This is a genomic window from Psychromonas sp. psych-6C06 (assembly GCF_002835465.1).
Classification (GTDB): Bacteria; Pseudomonadota; Gammaproteobacteria; order Enterobacterales; family Psychromonadaceae; genus Psychromonas.
In genome coordinates, this window is record NZ_PIZM01000008.1 from 51,997 (window position 1) to 70,730 (window position 18,734).

Here is an 18,734-nt window from a genome sequence, read left to right on the forward strand (position 1 = left end):
TGTTGAACAAAATTTAAACGACAAAGTTCAACAGACCCTAGTTAAATCAACTTTAGTTGTAAAATAATAAGTTTTTCTAGTACTCATTACCTTCAATGGGGTAGTTTAGTGCACTTAAATATTTTTCTTGAACATTACGTTTATAGGATAAATCAGCGCATAGATAAAAGCTTATAAAAGGAGCATGGAATGCACAATCTAACACTGGTACTCAAGAAGGCACTAATACTACTACTTTTCGTTTTTCCTATTCTCTCTCACGCAGAGGCTGTTTGGGTGGATGTGAGATCTCCTGCAGAGCATCAAATTAACCACATTGAAGGTGATCTTCTTATTCCACACACAGAAATAGTAAATACGATTAGTAAGCTATTTCCAAACAAAGAGACTCCGATTCACCTCTATTGTCGCAGTGGCAACAGAGCAGGAATTGCACAACAAGCGCTTAACAAGCTCGGCTATAAGAACGTATTTAACGAGGGGAGTATTGAACAAGCAAGACAAACTCAACAACGCTTAAAGGCGCAAGCAAGCCAACAGGAACAAAACTAATGAGCAAAGGCTCTACGGATAGTGTTGATTACCAAAAATTTAGGCCCCATGGACGTGTCAATATTTCAATCATTGATAATCAGATAGCACAGTTTCAAGCGCTAGGTCCCTTTAACTTAGAACTGCTTGGTGCACTAGATGAGATAGAATCAAAGGTGTTGCAGAAAGTTAAGCAAAAACCTTGGGCGGAAGTTATTATATTTGAGCAATCTTGCTTGGCTACCGAAGAGGTATTTAGCGCATTTGTAAGTCACTTAAAAGCGCAAAAGCGTGCCGGTTTATCAGCCAGAGTCAGTGCGCTTGTTTTCAACCAAGACATAGAAGGGGCGATATTAATGATAGACAAATACAAACGCTGTTTCGAAGTAGCGGGGTTAGAATACCGTCATTTTGAAAATAAAGAAGAGGCAATAAAATGGGCCCAAAAGTATATTTAAAAAAATCAAAGGCTAGCCATGCTACCAACTGATATCGCTAAGGCCTATGATAAAATAACTCACCTATGGCAAAGTAAAAAATTTAACCGTAACAATGGTATTAATGCCCACCAAAGGGCACTTAAATTTATCACTGCTCATGGTAATGCACTCGACGTAGGCTGCGGTTGTACCGGTCGCTTTATCGATTTATTACAAGAGCAAGGTCTTCAACCTGAAGGCCTTGATATTTCTCAAAAGATGCTTTCTATTGCACAAAAAAGACACCCTAAAATCACTTTTTATCATGCCGATATTTGCCAATGGACTCCCCCGAAAAAATATGACTTTATTAGTGCTTGGGATAGTATTTGGCATATTCCTTTAGATCAGCAAGTGACGGTGATCAGTAAACTTGTCGAGAGTTTATCACCGGAAGGCGTTTTCATTTTTTCATGTGGAGGCACAGAAAAAGAGGGGCAGGAAACTGATAGTTTTATGGGGCCTACAGTATCGTATTCAACATTAGGTATTACTGGCTTTTTAACACTTATATTAAATTTGCAGTGTAGTGTTAAACACTTTGAGTTTGACCAATATCCAGAATTGCATAGCTATTTTATAATACAAAAAAATAAACAGTAAAATCGCTAATAGTTCATCGTTAACCTATTTGGAAAAAAAATGAAGTATCAAGGTAAAATAAGTCAATGGAATGATGCTAAAGGATTTGGTTTTGTTGAGCCAAATGGCGGAGGTACGCGTGCGTTTGTACATATTAAAGCATTTACGCCAAGATCACGCCGACCGATAAATGGCGAAGTGATCACCTATCAACTAGTCAATGAAGCGAACAACCGCTACAAAGCAATTAATATAAAATTTGCACGCGATAGCGCCCAAGAGAGGGCGCAACCCAAAATACACAAAAACGCGACAAGTAAACAGCACAAAAGAGTAAAGCGAGCTCTGTTTGGTTCCGTTCTGTCTCTACTATTTAGTATTGCCTTACTTAGCGCGGTTTTAATGGGGAAGTTACCTGTTGTTGTTGGTTTTACTTATCTCATTATTAGTCTGCTAACTATCCTTGCCTACGCGAAAGATAAATATTCAGCACAGCATAATAAGTGGCGAACACCAGAGTCTACTTTGCACTTATTGTCAGTATTAGGTGGGTGGCCTGGAGCGATGTTTGCACAACAGCAATTACGACATAAAACCAGTAAAAGTGAATTCATTACCACATACCGGCTAACAGTATTCATTAATATAAGTGCACTATTGATTATGTATACAGAGCAGGGGCATTATCTCCTAAATGATATTATTTTACCGTTAATAAGTTCGATACTCTGATGGCAATTTGCATAAGTTAAGCTTATTAGGCGAGGCAGATATCCGCCTAAACTAAATCACCTTCATTTACCTCTTCTTAAATATTCCCAAAACTGGCATTTTTACGTCCCAATTATGGGAATATTTTTACCCCTCCCACAATCATAAAAAAGGAAAAGCCAATAAAATCAAAAGCTTATCTATTGGAGTAAAGTTTGCAATGTAACTATCAAAATAAAATTTATTGCCAAGACAATAAATGGAGGGAAAATGATTAAATACATAACACACTTTACGTTGATATTTATATTCATACTAAACAGTGCATACACTCATTATTTTATATCTCACACCGTAGAAAGTGCTTATTACCTATTATTTTATGGCTTAGCCGGAATGTTCTTAGGCGCTATGTTGTTACTGCGATGGAGTAACGTTGAGTCCGCAGCCCAGTTGGCCACAAAATTAAATCGGCACAATAACGCAGAAAAGGAAGATAAAGATTCACTGCGATATGGAACATTAGTATTACTGCCATCATTGATAGTTGTCATTATTGCCTTATCAAATATCCCCCTGAAATGATAAAAATAACCTTTTAAAGATATTTATTTGCCACAAATAACATAAAGGCATATTATGTCTAAAGATCGAAAGGCACTACAGCAGAGTGGGGCGTTGATACCACACTGCTATTAATGCAACTGATCAAACTGCGTATACAATTACATGAGTGTGAAAAACGTATTGCACATCTTTATGGGTGAAAAATAACAGCATAATATTTTCAATATTGGGAGAGAAAAATGAGTAAACAATTTTGCAGTAAATGTAATCATGAAACGCTTCATAAAGAACTAATTAAACAAAAACCTTCAAAATTTGGCACAACGAGAAAAGAAAAATTTCGTGCATTTATTTCAGGATTTATCGCAGGCTCAGCAAGCCCGGTAGGCGCAGCACTTGATCTCATGGACAGATATGTTGTCTGCCAACAGTGCGGTTGTAAGCGTTTAGATAATCAGGGTGATGAGTTTCAATAGTGCTTATAACCTAAATTAAAAAGCTGTAAAGCTAGATTAATTAGCGTCTTAATCTGATTTTCTGCGACAAGAATAGGTATTCAGCAAATAGGTTAGTAGGACATTTTAAAAGATAGATCAGAAAATCCAGATATAGGTAAAGATGTCGTAAGTAAAAACACTAAAAAATTTCTAGAGAAAGTTGATGATGGTACATATATAGGTATTGAAGAAAAAACGAGAGAGCATAAATTAAACAACCTTAGCAAAAATGAGTATTGATAGCTTTCTAATAGGCAGAGCAAGATGATGGGGAGTAGATAATGATAATAATCTCAAGCAAGGATCAGAGCCAGAGTATCAGCGGATGACCATATGAAAGAAGACTTAAAGTAGTCGCAGAAGCCCCTTAAATTTATCTTAAATATTTTCATATTATTTTGGAAGGCTGAAAGCTAGTTTGACGAATCAGAGAATTTGAAATCAATTTTCCTAAAACTTATTTCCTAATAATTTTGTCGCGTAGCTTTTATTAGTTAGGGGAAATACCTTAATTACGCGCCAGATTTTAACACAGAGCGCCTAAATACCATTCAAACTGCTAGTTAGAGACAGTGATAACAAGGGTTTCAGGAGAGAATTGGGTAAGACGAATGATTGTAACAAACTGATAAATGGTAGTTTATTGGAGTATTTTATAAACAAATCGCTGCCAATCTAATAGAATTGATCCAGAGTTAAATTTCCATAGCGTATTTTAGACATTGCCAGCCAGATTAGTACCAACATCAGCAAACTGCTAAAAAAATTAATGATAACAGTATGTTATACATTTTATGTTAAATACGATTATGTTCAATAGCATGGAAATTTAGACTGGATCAGATCTGGATCCAAAATTCTATTTTCATTAACACAGTCTATATTTAACATAATATACATTATGCGCAGTTATGTCATATAGTAAATATTTTAGGCTAATCCCAATCCCATTCATAATACGCATCAACAGCTTGGTATATACCACTTGAAGCTTCTAAATATAAACGTTCTAGTATTTCATAGCGTATCGATAAAATTGAGAAGTTATCAAACACACCGACACCATAACTCAACTCAATGCCAGGTGCGATTTCACCACGGATACCAACGGACTGTTCATCGCCAGTCCCGCTAGACGCAAGCGTTAAATCTTTAATGCCAATCTCTTCACCAATAGTACTCATTACGCCATCCGATTGACCCGCAGCCAAATCAATCAACATATTGGCCATTGTGCTTCCTTCTGATGAGCTTGTCAGTGCTTGGCCGCGAGTTAAATATGATAACGCTTGTTGTTGTGCCATTGCGGGCTCTGAGAAAATAACTAACTCTAACTCATCTGGAGTTCCGGTTACACGAACACCTGCAACGACGTCATCTTCAATTTTATTGGGATCACGTATCGCTTCAATTTGTAAATTTGGCGACTCAGGTGCACCTTGAAAAATAACACGGCTTTCTCTTAATACGAGTTGTTGGCCTAAAGCGCGATAACTTCCATCGTTTAGGTGCAATACACCATTAATATTGAGATCTTTCTTTAAAGGCTTGCTAATGAGTAATTTACCTTCAATGAAGGTATCTAAACCAACTGCAATTACTTGGAAATCAGTGCCTAGATCAACGCCTAAATCCAGAATAACGGGTAAATCAGCAGCTACTTTTTCGTGTTCGACGTCAACAACGATAATATCAGGCGAGGTTGAAACCGCACCTGCAGGCAGTTCTTTTACAACTACTTTTCCTTTATTGACTAATAACTCACCATTAACTTTAATATGGTCTGCAAAGACAATATGCATATCAGGGCTAATGAGTAAATCTAATTTGCCATAATCATAAACTTCTAATTTATTTGCATAAATATGGATATCACCTTTGAGTTTATTCGACCAATCCAACTGCCCGGTCAAAAAAGCATGACCTTCGTTTTTATCAGCGACCTCTTTCACTAACTTATTATTGTTTATTGGATGTACAATTCTATTGCTGACTTTCTTCACTGATTTATCAAAGATGTTGATGGTGCCACTAAGTAACGGTAATTTTGCCGTTTTTTCAACAACAGTATGCGTACCACGACTATCGAAAGATCCGTGTAACGTAGCTTTGCTTTCATCGAACTTAATATCAGCATTTAATGCATCGATATTCATCGGGATCCCAGTACCTGCAATTTGGCCATCCAGCACATTCACCTTACCATTGATGCTTGGTTTGTGAAGTAGCCCAGTAATTTTTATATCACTATCAAGCTGGCCTTGTAATTTTTCTAGGGCAGGAACGAGAGGCAGGAAGAGTGAGAAGTCTGGTAACTTAGCTGCAATACTTGCATTGATGCTTGGCTGTGATTGATAAGGTTGTAACTGCCCTTCTATTTTTACATCAATAAGGTTTTGAGCAAATACAACTGCATTTACATCAACCTCATTACCCGCACCTTTTGCCTTGATATTTAGGTGCTCCATTGGGTAGTCGTTAAAGCTGTTCTTTTTCGGATCTGCACTTATTTGTAATAGCATATTATCTGTAAATATCGATACATCAAAATCTGGTTGATTATCTTTAAGCCACTTAATATCTGCATCTGCAGTGATAGCTCCTTGCATTTTAAGGTGCGGTGGTAGAAAAGTAGAAAGACTAGCAAGTTGATATCTATCAATCGTTAATACAACGTTACCAGACTCTCCAATTTGCACGGTTTGGGCGCACAACTGCCCTGCTTCTGGTAAGTCAGATGAAGTCGCTTGCCAACAATGTGGGGTTATTTCGATACGTTCATTTTCAACTAAAACATCAAATGGCGTTAATAGATTTAATGATTGATGTGGTAAACCTATTGTCGCTTCACTAAGTTGAGTAAGTAAGTTGGTATCAGTTTGCGTTAGGAACAATAAAAGATCTGTAGATAGCAACTCGCTGTTCGCTAACAGTTTAATTTCATGTTTTACATTATCTTTATTAGATACTTGATGCTCAATATTGAGTGTAATATCGTCAATCAGTTGCTTTTCAATATGGATTTTTTCCGCCTTCAGGGACAAATTTAGCTTAGGCTTCTGCGATAAAGTAAGCGCAGTGTCTAAGCCAATTTGTTCCAGCTGATAATCAGCATATTGTAACGTTGTCGCCATTAACTGACTGTTAATTGTTAATGTGTCATTAGGGCCTGTAACGTTAACGGTACCAGTGATATTGCCATGTGCTTGTGGGATTGTATGGCTTATATCTGCGATATTAAGCACAATATTAAGATCACTTTGTTCGGCAAACTGCCCATTAACAATGAGACTATTCTCTGCATTATTAATCGCAAGATCATCAAATAGTACGCCCTCTTTGTCATTGCCAGACACGCGTCCAGTCAAACTAAGTGGTCGTTCAAGTAATTGACCAACAACTTCGAGTACGGGAAAGTCAAATTGCCATTCAGGTGGATGTTGTTCATAAAGAATAACAGTTGCTTTTTGTTGTATATCCCCTGAAAAACTTCCTTGATAATCACTGTGTAACTGCGTTAAATCGATATTCTTGATACTGAGATCACCTAACCAATCAATTTTTTCTTGCCAAGTTAAAAGGCCGGAGAAATCGATATTGCCAGAAAGAGTGTCGATGTTCAGTGTTTCTATTTGCAAATGCTTGAGATCACCTGATGTATTGAAATCCACCGCCCCAGGTGGGACACCAGCCGCTAAAAAGTCACTTTGTAGATTAATTTGATAATCCAATAATGAACCTTTACTGCTGAAACTGCCCTCCTTTGCACTGTATTGCGCATCACCTGTTAATGGCCATTGTAGGTCTTGCCAATGCAAGGTAATTTCATGTGGGAGATTTTCAGCAAAAAGATTCAACTGTGTGGCTAACTGTAATTCGATTGTATTTGATAGATTAAGCGCTGTACTAAGATTAGATAAGCTACCAGATGCTATTACACTATATGCTGTATCTTTGAGAAGTGTTTTGGGCTGTAATTGTTTAACACTTTTTACTTCACCGTCAATATTTAAAGCGAGTGGATAATCATCTATAAAATTAATATTGCCTGTTAAAGCAAGCGTTGTCTCAGGAATGTCCAGTGAAAAGTCATCGATATTAAGTTTGCTATCGTAAAAAGTGAACGCCGTTGAAAGGCTATTAAGCTCAAATAGGGACTGTTCATTCTGAATTATTTTCAATGTATCAATTTTGATCGGCTTAACATCTAGATTGATAGGCATCTGAACCGTTGGTAACATCTCTGGTGTTAAGATTGCTGGTAATGACTTGATATCAAGATCAATGCGTTTTTTGGATCTATTCACAGCCACTTTTTTTGCTGCTACAACGGGCTCACTATCCGGAAGTGTCACCAGTAATCCGCTAATTTGAGATGCTAAAGATAGATCATTGTGAACGGCATTTGCCTGTAACGATATTTTGTTCAATACAACGTTTAAGCCACCCATGCTGAAATCAACATTACTGATACTGATATCACCGATTTCAAGCGCGATGGGAATATCTATCACCAACGGGTCGCCACTTCCTTCTTCGACAACTTCGTTAGATTCATTGCTTTCAGGTAGCTTTACCGTGACACCATCTACGGTTAACTGTTGTAAGCAAAACTTATCGACTAAACACGACCAATTAAATTGGTAACCAATGTGCTTTATATTGATCGATGTATCTGCATCAATCCAAGAGATATTCTTAAATACAGGCTGACGAAGCACGGAGCCTTCGGCTAACTCAAGCGTCAATCGCGATTCAAAATGTTGTGCAAGTTTAATTAGTGCAAGATTTCCGGGATGAGTAAATAGCGTCAGTGTCAGCAACACAATAGTTGTAATCAATACAGCGATAAGGCTATAGCTAGCAACTTTTAACCCTTTAAGGATAAATTTAATCGGGGTCATAGTTCCGGACCTAACATAAAATGAATACCAAAATCATTCACACCATTAGTAAGCGGTTTAGCGACATATAAACGGATAGGCCCAACGGGTGAGGCCCAGACAACACCTAGGCCGGCGCTGCTAGAAAGTGTTTCTGAAAAATCATCCGTTGCGGTACCAATGTCACTAAAAACGGCTATCTTCCATGTCTCTAAAATAGGGAAACGATATTCAAGACTCGCCACAGCGAGGTATTTGCCTCCAACTAAATAGCCTTGGTCATCTTCAGGTGCAATACTCTCATAGTCAAAGCCTCGCACGCTTTGATCACCACCGGTAAAGAAACGCATCGACGAGGGAACATTATAAATTGAGCTGGTTTGAATTGCGCCAAGCTCCATTGAACCAACAAACTGATGTCCTGAATAGGTACGAATTATTTTGGTTTGCCCGTATAGCTTGATTAAATCGTCACTTGAAAGCCACCATTCATTTGAAACTTCAAATGAAGTCATTATTTTATCGCCCCAAGTAGTATTGATACCACCTTTTGCACGTGTACGACTAAAACTAACACCGGGTATAATCAATGATGTTGAAAAAGACTGCTGACCTTGGATACCTTGCTCTTTGTCATACCGGATAAAAAGATTTGGTTGCCAATGATTACTGAGTCGCCAATGCCGGTTTAGACTCGCCACATACTGCGTCGTGTCGGTGTCATTTTGGTTAACCATTTTATAACCCGTTTGCACTGACATGTAATTATATACGGGATCTTCCAATGGGATTTTATAGGTAAGAGAGGCTTCTTGTTTAGGAATTGACGCGACTAAGTTACCCTCAATAGAATGGCCATATTGATTTATCCAGGGTCGATTCCACCGGAATTTACCTCGAATTCCTTCATCGGTTGAATAACCGAAACCAACATTAAAAGAATCTTCAGGTTGCATTGTTGCAAGTACATTAAGCGGTACTTGCAGCCCTTCTCTATGCTCTAAGTCAGGCAGCAAACTGATACTTTTAAAGTAACCTGTTTCGGTTAGGTCATTATTAAATTCACTCAATTTTCGTGTGTCAAACGGATCGCCTTGTTTAAAGTTTTGAAGACTTAAAACATATTTGTCTGCCGGTAACGCTTGTTCAAAAACAAGGGGCCCAAACAGATACCGTTCGCCAGTGTTGAAAATAAGAGAAACTTTGGCACTGTTTTGCTTTGACTTTACTTCGACCAAAGATTTATCAAACTTCGCATCAAAATACCCATCTCGGCGAGCAATGCTTTTAAAGCTACTTTTTGCTGTTTCATAATTACTATGAAGCAGAATATCGCCTTCCTTAAGTGAAAATGTTGCTAATAGTGCAACAAAATCTGGTGCATTTTTACCTGCACCAGTGATTGCTATTTCCGAGTGCGTAATATAAGTAACTGGACCTTGGTCAATTGTGACAGTTAATAATTGCTCATCTTTATCTTTAATTTCATCGACGACAATAGCAATGTTAGGTTGATAAAAGCCGAACACGTTGAGTGCAGAGGTAGCAGATTTTTTTACCTCTGTTAAATAGTCATCATCGTTTGCGTCTCTTGGTTCGTCTAAACCTTCGAGGTAGACTTTAACATTCTTTTTTTCCTCACCACTGATACCTTGAATGTCTAATTTTATTTTAGCAAAACAACTTGTGCTTGAAAAAATGGCAAAGCAAGCAGTCAGGAATATTATCTGTATTTTCATTGTAATGTGACAGCAACCTAGCGTTTAAAAAGTAGCGTTTGAAAATCATTTTTAGCCATTGGTGTTCCCACAAGATAACCTTGGAATTGCGTACATCCCTTATCGATTAAAAATGCTAACTGCTGATCCGACTCGACCCCTTCAGCTACAACCTCTAAGTGTAATGCTTTCGCCATACTGATGATGGTACCAACTATGACCTGTTGATTATTATCTTGCATTAGATTGACAATGAAGGATTGATCAATTTTTAAAGTAGAAACGGGTAATACGCTTAAATAGGAGAATGAAGAGTACCCCGTACCAAAATCATCGATTGCAAAGCATAAACCCAGTGCGCGTAGTTTATTTAATTTTTCAATGACGAGATCTTTATGGCTAAGTAAAACATTTTCAGTGATCTCTATTTCGATTAATTTAGGATCAACTTTGGTTTCGGCCAAGTAAAATTCAATAGCATCCGTAAACCCTGATTGTATAAACTGTTTAGGACTAACGTTCACAGAAAGCGTGGTGAAACTATCTGGCAAGCCAATAGCTTGCCATTTTGCCAGTTGCTCAAATGCGCTTTTAATCACCCAATCCCCAAGAGGGAGAATCAAACCACTATCTTCAGCGACAGGGATAAACTCTGCGGGATTGACCCATCCCTGTGCACTATGTAACCATCGGATTAATGCTTCGGCTCCAATTAATTTACCTTGTGCATCTATACGAGGCTGAAAATGTAGACTAAATTCATCATGATCTAATCCATAATGAATCTGCTTTTGTAAAGTATGTCTAGCCTGAATTTTTTGCTCAATCTCTTTGGCAAAGAATGAGATATTACTAAAGTGGCTGTCTTCAGAAAATTTAAGCGCCATGGAAGCTTGTCGTAACAAATCATTTGCATCACATTCAATAAGCGGGAAGAGTTCAATACCAAATGCACACGATAAGGCTAATTCAGTGCTATCTATGGTAAAAGTACCCTTTAAGTTTTGATCTAACTTTTTAGTAAACTCGAGCGCCATCTCTGCTGCATATTCTCGATTTTGGTGTAGATCAGGGAGCAAGACAACAAATTCACTCTCATTAAGGTGCGCAATAAAATCAGGACCCGTTTTAGATGATTCAATACGCCTAGCAATCGCAAATAATAGTTGTTCACTCCGGTAATGATCCTGAAACTCAATAATGGTCTTGTATTGATTACATTCTATAAAAATTATCGCGCCATACAGATTATTATGTTGGGCTCGTAAGGTTTCTTGCTCAAGGTTAATTAACAATTGTCTGCGATTAGGCAACAAAGTAACCTCATCAAATTGTGCTTGATAACTAAGTTTTTCTTGGGATTTTTTGTAATTGCTAACATCGGTATTGGTACCAATAACGCGAAGAGGTAAACCATTTGAATCCCAAGAAACCGTTTGCCCACGTGTTAAAATCCAACGGTATTCGCCGTTGTGGCATCGGATGCGATGGGTGCTTTCAAAAAATGAATTTTTCCCCGAAAAATGCATCTGGAGTTCATTTAAAACCAGAAAGAGATCATCCTCATGAATACGTGATTCCCACTCTTCAATACAGTTATTAATCTCTTCATTACTATAACCAATCATCTCTTTCCAACGTTCTGAATAATAAACGCAATCTTGTTCGATATTCCAATCCCAAACACCATCCCTAGCACCACTGAGTGCATATAATAGGCGTTGTTCATTGAACGATAATTGATTGAATTTATCGCTCATTTGTGAAGAAAGATCTGCAAAGGAACGCTGTAATGCGCCAATTTCTCCCAAGCCTGATTGGTCGATATCTGCATTATTAGAAACTTCGTAATGACGAGTGGATGCGGTAAGCTTGCTAACAGGCTTGATAATGATGCGATTAATAATATATACAAGCACCGCTAAGCTAAACAGCAAAATCATTGTAATTTTAATCAATGAAAATAGCGCTTCATAACGTAACTCTGTGATAGCACTTGTTAATGAATAACGAATGAATATCAATCCGTTAAACTTACGATTTAAGCTATTTCCTTTGGAGAGCATTTGCAGAGGGGCATAAACAATAAGATCTTGTGTAATTTGGTTATATTGGAAGATAAATTCATTTTTTTCGATAACTTGTTGTAATAAGTCACCGTCATAATAATCGAGTTGAAGCTTTGCAAACATATACTTATAGCGCAAACTATTGCTCAAAACAATTTGCTGGTTATGGTCGATAACGGCGATGCTTATGAAGTTTTGATCCAATGCAATTTCTGAAACAATATTCTGTGCCTGCGCTTTTTCAAGACGCATTAAAGAATTTGATAGCGTTGTTTGTAAATTTCCTGCAATCCCTTTTATATATTGCTCTTTCTGAGTATAAAGTTTCTTTTGTGCATATTGATACTCGAGAAAGAAAACCGATCCTTGTAAGAATATAAACACCAAAAATAATATAAGAGGCACTGCGAAATTAAGAGATAACTTATTAAAATTATTCATAGATCACACGCTCCAAAATACGAGTCGATATAATTGATTTAAAATCACTTGGTATCTTGCCCAACATATTTTTCTGGGTCATAAACTTACTGAGTTGAGCTGCCTGCAACTCAACATTAGAAGGTGAACCTGAAAGGCGCATTAATGCATCTTTAGGCTCAATAAAACGCGTACCTTTAAAAGACTCTTCTAAAAGATACGGATAAATCTGCAGACGCACAGCTATTGTTGTTAATGCATCTTTTTCGTTATCTAAATAATACTCATGTGCTTTATAAAAACGTTTTAATAAATCTGTTACTTGCGCTTCTTTACTCACCAAAATATCTTTTCTAACCACAACTAAATGGGTAATTCTTTGTTGTAAAAGTCGAGAGTTCAGTATTTCTCGCGCACCAAGTTGTATCAACTGTTGCTTTTCAGGTTCTCGTACAATGAGTGCATCAATATTGCCTTGCATATAAGCATCTTTGGCCTCACTTTGTTTTACTTCAAATAATTGAACTGTTTGATTATTTAATCCAGAAAGTGTAAATACTTCATCTAACAACAATGCGCCTGCCGCTTTATTTTCATAACCGATAGAGCGCCATTTTAGCTGCTCAAGTGTTTTGATTTCAGGCTTCACTAACAGTGCGTCGCCCCCACTTGATTGATCAATTACAGAGACAATTTTAAGATCAATGCCAAGAGCAACTAGCGTCAGTACCTCATCGAGCGAGAGGAATGCGACATCTAATTTACCCGTTTGAAATGCTTGTATTACACTGGTTGATGAGGGTAATTCAAAAAGTGAATATTGACTTTGTGGTAAGTAATTAAGCTCTTTGGCCAAAAACAAAAATTCAAAATTAGGCCAAGGCGCAGCGGCAACTGTTAATGGTCGCTCATAGGGGTTACAGGCAGATATAAAAAAAAGCGATATCAACAAAATTGTTAATCGCTTAGGAAGTAAAACTGGTAATTTCATAGAAGGCCTAAATACGCACAAATCAGTCGAGAAAAAAGATATTTGTCGATGATCATGACAGAAATAGGGACACAAAAAAACCGCTATTTACTTAAAAATAGCGGTTTTTTTCTAATTTGAGTTGTTAAAAGCCATTCTCATTTAAACACAGTTAAAAATACATCTTGTTTAAATAAATTGTGCTATCACAAGATTAAGAAATCGCTTGTAAAGCTTCAATTCTAGATGCTAAAGGTGGGTGAGACATAAATAATCCACCACTACGTTTACCAGAGATTCCGAATGCCATCAAGCTTCCTTCTAGATGTGGTTCACTGCCTTTTTGTAAACGTTGTAATGCAGCAATCATTTTTTCTTTACCAACTAATGCCGCTGCTCCTGAATCAGCACTAAATTCGCGTTTACGTGAGTAATACATGACAATGGTACTTGCTAACACACCAAACACCATTTCTAGAATAAATACGATGATGAAATAGGAAAAGCCATGCCCTGATGACTCTTCATCGTTATTACTCAGAAAGTTATCGATGATCCCCCCCACAACACGTGCAATGAAAATAACAAAAGTGTTTACTACACCTTGGATTAAGGCCAGTGTAACCATATCACCATTAGCCACATGACTAACCTCATGCGCCAATACAGCTTCAATTTCATCGCGTGTCATCGTATTTAATAAACCAGTACTTACAGCTACAAGCGCCTTATTTTTATTCATACCCGTTGCAAACGCATTCATATCTGGTGCATTGTATATTGCGACTTCTGGGCATTCTATTCCTGCTTTTTGCGCTTGAGCACGCACCGTATTTACGAGCCAAGATTCAGTTTCATTGCCAGGGTTTTCGATGACAATCGCCCCGGTACTGCGTTTAGCTATCCACTTAGACATAGCTAAAGAGATAAAAGAACCACCAAATCCAAAGACGATAGCAAGGATCAACAAGCCTTCGGTACTGCGGGAATTCATGCCGGTAAAAGCAAAAATAATATTTAAAACAATGCCTAAAACCAACACAACCGCTAAGTTAGTGATTAAGAATAAAGCAATACGTTTCATAGTTACCTCTATTAATGATAAGAAAATAAGTGACATCATATGTCTATCGGTAATTATTGCAAGCAAAATATTGATTGATCTCAATTTTTACTTTATCGTGCATTTTCACAATCAAAAAATAGGAATATATCATGGCTTTAGCAAGTGCACGTCATATCTTAGTTAGCTCTGAAGAGAGTTGTTTAACACTTAAAAATGAAATTGAAGCAGGAACTGATTTCGCTGAAGTTGCAAAAAAACATTCCTCTTGCCCATCGGGCGCGCAAGGTGGTGAATTAGGTGAGTTTGGACCTGGAATGATGGTACCAGAGTTCGACAAAGTTGTTTTTAGTGCTCCTGTCGGCGTTGTACAAGGCCCAGTGAAAACACAGTTTGGCTACCATTTATTAGAAGTGACGTCTCGCCAAGACTAATCTTTAATATATCAACTAACTTAGATTACGATTTAAGTTAGTTGATAAACACCTTCCATAGTCCATATTGCTTCCCCCCTCTTTACGCTATTTATTTAGTTTGGTATTAAACTTTCTTCAACACAACGAGTATTGAGCCCAAATACCAACATTTGTTGTAAAAATAACCTTGAAACATCAACAGCACCTAGTATTACCTTGAAAATTGATGAGAATAAATGAGAATAAAGCGCTTGATCGGGAAATAGCTTATACCAAATCCATTAAATAACTGATTATTTTTACTGGCTAAAAAGAGCTATCTCTGCGTTAAAAGTGTTGCAAATAGAGCAACTATTTACTTTAACTTTCGACTTGTGCTACCCCCTTTTTCTTACGTAAAATTTGAACACTATATTAGTGGAATTGGTATTACATTATTTATAATCTTCAAACTGAAGACAAAAAAATACCACTATAAAAGTGGCATTTTAAAATCAAAATCGAATGATTATTTACATTAACGCTTCTTGATCTGCGCCTTCTTTTTCAACTACTTCAGGTATCATATGCTCTCTGCTAACACCTAACTTAACAGCCAGTGCACTCGCAACATAGATAGATGAATAAGTACCGACAAAGATACCTATCAACAATGCAGTAGCAAAGCCATGTATCAATGCGCCACCAACTAAGAATAGTGAAACAAGTACAAAAATAGTTGTACCAGAGGTGATCATTGTTCGGTTCAGTGTTTGCGTAATTGAGTGATCAACCACTTCATCAGGTGTTGAAGTGGCCATTAAACGGAAGTTTTCACGAATACGATCAAAAACAACAATAGTATCATTTAATGAGTAACCAACTACCGCAAGTAATGCAGCTAAAACGGTTAAATCAAACTCTAATTGGAACAATGAAAATACACCCAGCGTAATGATAATATCATGCCCTAGTGCCAGTACAGCACCAGCAGCAAGTCGCCATTCAAACCGAGCACTTACATAAATCATGATACAGATTAGTGCGATAATAATTGCCAGTCCACCATCTTCTGCTAGTTCAGCACCAACGTTTGGACCAACAAATTCGATACGACGCATAACCACTTCACCATAATCGGCAGCTTGCAAAGCATCTAAAACCTGATTACCAACGACCACACCTTTTACACCATCCTGCGGTGCAATTCGGATCATAACTTCATGGCTACTACCAAAGTGTTGAACAACTGCACCCGGGAAATTCGCCTGTGCTAACGTTTCACGTACTTCAGGTAATACCGCGGGTTGTTCAAAACCCACATCAATGAGTGTACCGCCTGTGAAATCAAGTCCCCAGTTAATCCAATTGATACTTAATGTAACAATAGATGCGATCACAAGAAACATTGAAAGCCAAGTTGCTGGCTTTGAATATTTCATAAAACGAATAGGAGTCGTTCCTTTAAATAATTCAAACATAATTTTTCCTTAACTCGTTTTAGATAGACAGTTTCTTAATATCATTACGTCCGCCCCATATTGCATTCACTAATGCACGAGTACCAAATATTGAGGTAAACATAGAGGTAGCAATACCGATCATCAGTGTTACTGCAAAGCCTTTAATTGGACCTGTACCAACAGCAAACAAAATCATTGCAGTGATCAAGGTGGTAATATTTGCATCAGCAATAGTCGAGAAAGCATTTGAATAGCCTTCATTGATCGCTCGCTGAATTGATTTACCGGCTTTTATCTCTTCTCGAATACGCTCAAAAATAAGCACATTTGCATCGACAGCCATCCCGACGGTCAATACGATACCCGCAATACCCGGTAGAGTTAACGTTGCACCAGGAATCATCGACATTAAACCGACAATCATGACAATGTTAAACAATAGGGCTGTGTTAGCAATGGCACCGAATTTTCGATAGTAGATAAACATAAAGATAACAACAGCTAATAGACCGTAAATCATCGCTTTAACACCGTTATCAATGTTTTGTTTACCTAGGCTAGGACCAATCGTTCGCTCTTCGACGATTTGAATCGGGGCAATCAATGCACCAGCACGTAATAGCAATGCTAAGTTATGCGCTTCAGCTGCATTATCAAGTCCGGTGATACGGAAACTACGACCAAGCTGTGCTTGAATTGTTGCAACGTTCGCTATTTCTTCACGCTTTGCAATTTCAGATTTACCATTTGCTTTCTTTTTACCTGTTGGTAAATATTCGATGAACAAAGTAGCCATTGGCTTGCCGATATTGTCTTTTGTGAAACGCGACATTTTACTGCCACCTTTAGCATCAAGAGAAATATTTACCTGTGGACGGCCATATTCATCCATGCTCGATTGTGCATCAACGATATGATTACCCGTTAAGATAATATTTTTCTTTACAACAACGGGGCGTCCATTACGTTCCTTATAAACGACACTTGAAGAAGGTAAACGTCCGGCCAGTGCATCACTGATATCAGTTGTAGAGTCAACAGGGTGGAATTCAAGTGTTGCCGTTGCACCTAAAATTTCTTTAGCACGAGCAGTATCTTGTACACCAGGTAGTTCAACAACGATACGATCTGCACCTTGACGTTGAACAAGAGGTTCTGCAACACCCAGTTCATTTACACGATTACGTAAAATGCTTAAGTTTTGTTGTAATGCATCTTCTTTTGTTGCTTTAAGCTCTTCATCACCCATTGAAACAGTTAATACGAATTCACCGTTAGCTTCACTATCAACAAATAAGAAACCAGGGTTAATTGGTTTTAAGTGATTAACCGCTTTATCAAGGGTCTCTTCATCGACAAATCGCAAAACAACACCTGTTTCACTGCTGTCTTTACGGATACCACGAAAACGGATTTTTTGCTCACGTAGCTCCGAACGGAAATCTTGAACCATTTGCTCTTGAGCTTTGGCAACCGCCTCATCCATGTCCACTTCCATTAAGAAATGAACACCGCCACGTAAATCTAATCCAAGTTTAAGCGGTGAGCCTCCAATCGCTTCTAACCAAGCAGGGGTAGCAGGAGCAAGATTTAACGCACTTACAAATCCATCACCGAGTTGCTCACCAATCGTTTCACGTGCAACTAGTTGATCTTCACTTGAATTAAGACGAATTAAAATCTGGCCATTCTCAAGTACAGTACTTTTAGGTGTAATATTTGCTTGAGTAAGTAAGGTTTCAACTTTATCGAGGGTAGCTAATTCAACTTTGGCACCACGTGTTGCAGAGATTTGAATAGCGGGGTCTTCACCATATAGGTTTGGCGCTGCGTAGAGTAAACTGACTAGCACGATAATGCTTAGCAGAATATACTTCCACATTGGGTATTTATTTAACACAATACAGTCCTTTATGTCTGCCAATATCAGTTCACATTGGCATGAAAAAAGCGAAATCGGTATCGATTTCGCTTTGTTAAATTAAATAGATTTCAAAGTGCCTTTTGGTAGCACAGCAGAGATAAAATCTTTTTTCAATGAAATAACGTTATTTTCGTTTAATTCAATTTGAACATAATCGTTTTCTGCACTGATTTTAACGATACGGCCAATTAAACCTCCTGATGTTAATACTTCATCGCCTTTACCCATGCTTTCCATTAAGCTTTTATGCTCTTTTGTACGGCGAGCTTGTGGACGGTAAATCATGAAGTAAAAAATACCTGCAAAGATTACCATCATAAAGATAAACGAAAAACCACCTTGCTCTGGTGCGCCCTCAGCTGCTGCATGTGCCTGTGAAATGAAAAAACTCATCGAGATATCCCCTCTTTATTAAAATTAAAAATTGTTATATTTATTATTGGGTCAATTTAACACTTTTCA

Annotated in this window: 15 protein-coding genes; 6 read left to right on the forward strand and 9 right to left on the reverse strand. The window is 37.7% G+C overall.

The genetic code is table 11. The features are described 5' to 3' along the window. The first annotated feature begins 189 nt into the window (after positions 1-189). The 4 genes from CW745_RS12070 to CW745_RS12085 are packed head-to-tail and all read left to right on the forward strand — an operon-like array spanning position 190 to position 2,324. Positions 190-552 carry a rhodanese-like domain-containing protein gene (locus CW745_RS12070; protein ID WP_101108941.1) on the forward strand — a complete coding sequence of 121 codons (363 nt, stop codon included), beginning with the start codon at positions 190-192 and terminating at the stop codon, positions 550-552. After that, positions 552-989, forward strand: coding sequence for a hypothetical protein (locus CW745_RS12075; protein ID WP_101108942.1), 438 nt, complete (start codon positions 552-554; stop codon positions 987-989). The genes CW745_RS12070 and CW745_RS12075 overlap by 1 nt, the downstream gene beginning before the upstream one ends. A gap of 18 nt (positions 990-1,007) precedes the next feature. Beyond that, positions 1,008-1,613, forward strand: a complete 606-nt coding sequence (locus tag CW745_RS12080; protein WP_101108943.1) for a class I SAM-dependent methyltransferase — start codon at positions 1,008-1,010, stop codon at positions 1,611-1,613. A 39-nt stretch (positions 1,614-1,652) separates the two neighbouring features. Further along, positions 1,653-2,324, forward strand: a complete 672-nt coding sequence (locus CW745_RS12085) for a cold shock and DUF1294 domain-containing protein (protein WP_101108944.1) — start codon at positions 1,653-1,655, stop codon at positions 2,322-2,324. Between the two features lie 359 nt (positions 2,325-2,683). Here CW745_RS12085 and CW745_RS16685 read toward each other — a convergent pair whose 3' ends face one another. Beyond that, positions 2,684-2,857 carry a hypothetical protein gene (locus CW745_RS16685; RefSeq protein ID WP_193755600.1) on the reverse strand — a complete coding sequence of 58 codons (174 nt, stop codon included), beginning with the start codon at positions 2,855-2,857 and terminating at the stop codon, positions 2,684-2,686. Positions 2,858-3,109: 252 nt separating this feature from the next. Here CW745_RS16685 and CW745_RS12095 point away from each other — a divergent pair, with 252 nt between their 5' ends. Then, positions 3,110-3,346: a hypothetical protein gene (locus CW745_RS12095; RefSeq protein WP_101108946.1), complete on the forward strand. Its 237-nt coding sequence runs from the start codon at positions 3,110-3,112 to the stop codon at positions 3,344-3,346. Between the two features lie 956 nt (positions 3,347-4,302). On the opposite strand, the gene CW745_RS12100 is transcribed toward CW745_RS12095, so the two are convergent. From CW745_RS12100 to htpX, 5 genes are all read right to left on the reverse strand, one after another. Then, the gene (locus CW745_RS12100) at positions 4,303-8,271 is read right to left on the reverse strand and encodes a translocation/assembly module TamB domain-containing protein (RefSeq protein ID WP_101108947.1); all 3,969 of its coding nucleotides are present in this window, start codon (positions 8,269-8,271) and stop codon (positions 4,303-4,305) included. Beyond that, complete coding sequence (locus CW745_RS12105) at positions 8,268-9,989, reverse strand: autotransporter assembly complex family protein (RefSeq protein ID WP_101108948.1); 1,722 nt, start codon at positions 9,987-9,989, stop codon at positions 8,268-8,270. The genes CW745_RS12100 and CW745_RS12105 overlap by 4 nt, the downstream gene beginning before the upstream one ends. 17 nt (positions 9,990-10,006) lie before the next feature. After that, positions 10,007-12,478, reverse strand: a complete 2,472-nt coding sequence (locus CW745_RS12110; RefSeq protein WP_101108949.1) for an EAL domain-containing protein — start codon at positions 12,476-12,478, stop codon at positions 10,007-10,009. Further along, positions 12,471-13,448, reverse strand: a complete 978-nt coding sequence (locus CW745_RS12115; RefSeq protein WP_101108950.1) for an ABC transporter substrate-binding protein — start codon at positions 13,446-13,448, stop codon at positions 12,471-12,473. The genes CW745_RS12110 and CW745_RS12115 overlap by 8 nt, the downstream gene beginning before the upstream one ends. A gap of 193 nt (positions 13,449-13,641) precedes the next feature. Then, entirely contained in the window at positions 13,642-14,511 is an 870-nt protein-coding gene (gene htpX, locus CW745_RS12120) for a protease HtpX (protein WP_101108951.1), read from the reverse strand. A gap of 131 nt (positions 14,512-14,642) precedes the next feature. Between htpX and CW745_RS12125 the strand changes: the two genes are divergently transcribed. Next, complete coding sequence (locus CW745_RS12125; RefSeq protein ID WP_101108952.1) at positions 14,643-14,924, forward strand: peptidylprolyl isomerase; 282 nt, start codon at positions 14,643-14,645, stop codon at positions 14,922-14,924. Between the two features lie 494 nt (positions 14,925-15,418). On the opposite strand, the gene secF is transcribed toward CW745_RS12125, so the two are convergent. The 3 genes from secF to yajC all read right to left on the reverse strand — a co-directional run bounded on the left by secF (position 15,419) and on the right by yajC (position 18,665). Continuing rightward, positions 15,419-16,366 carry a protein translocase subunit SecF gene (gene secF / locus CW745_RS12130; RefSeq protein ID WP_101108953.1) on the reverse strand — a complete coding sequence of 316 codons (948 nt, stop codon included), beginning with the start codon at positions 16,364-16,366 and terminating at the stop codon, positions 15,419-15,421. A 19-nt stretch (positions 16,367-16,385) separates the two neighbouring features. Further along, positions 16,386-18,248: a protein translocase subunit SecD gene (secD, locus tag CW745_RS12135; protein WP_101108954.1), complete on the reverse strand. Its 1,863-nt coding sequence runs from the start codon at positions 18,246-18,248 to the stop codon at positions 16,386-16,388. Between the two features lie 81 nt (positions 18,249-18,329). After that, a complete protein-coding gene (yajC, locus tag CW745_RS12140; RefSeq protein ID WP_101108955.1) occupies positions 18,330-18,665 on the reverse strand; it encodes a preprotein translocase subunit YajC in 336 nt (111 codons plus the stop codon). Between the last annotated feature and the right edge of the window lie 69 nt (positions 18,666-18,734).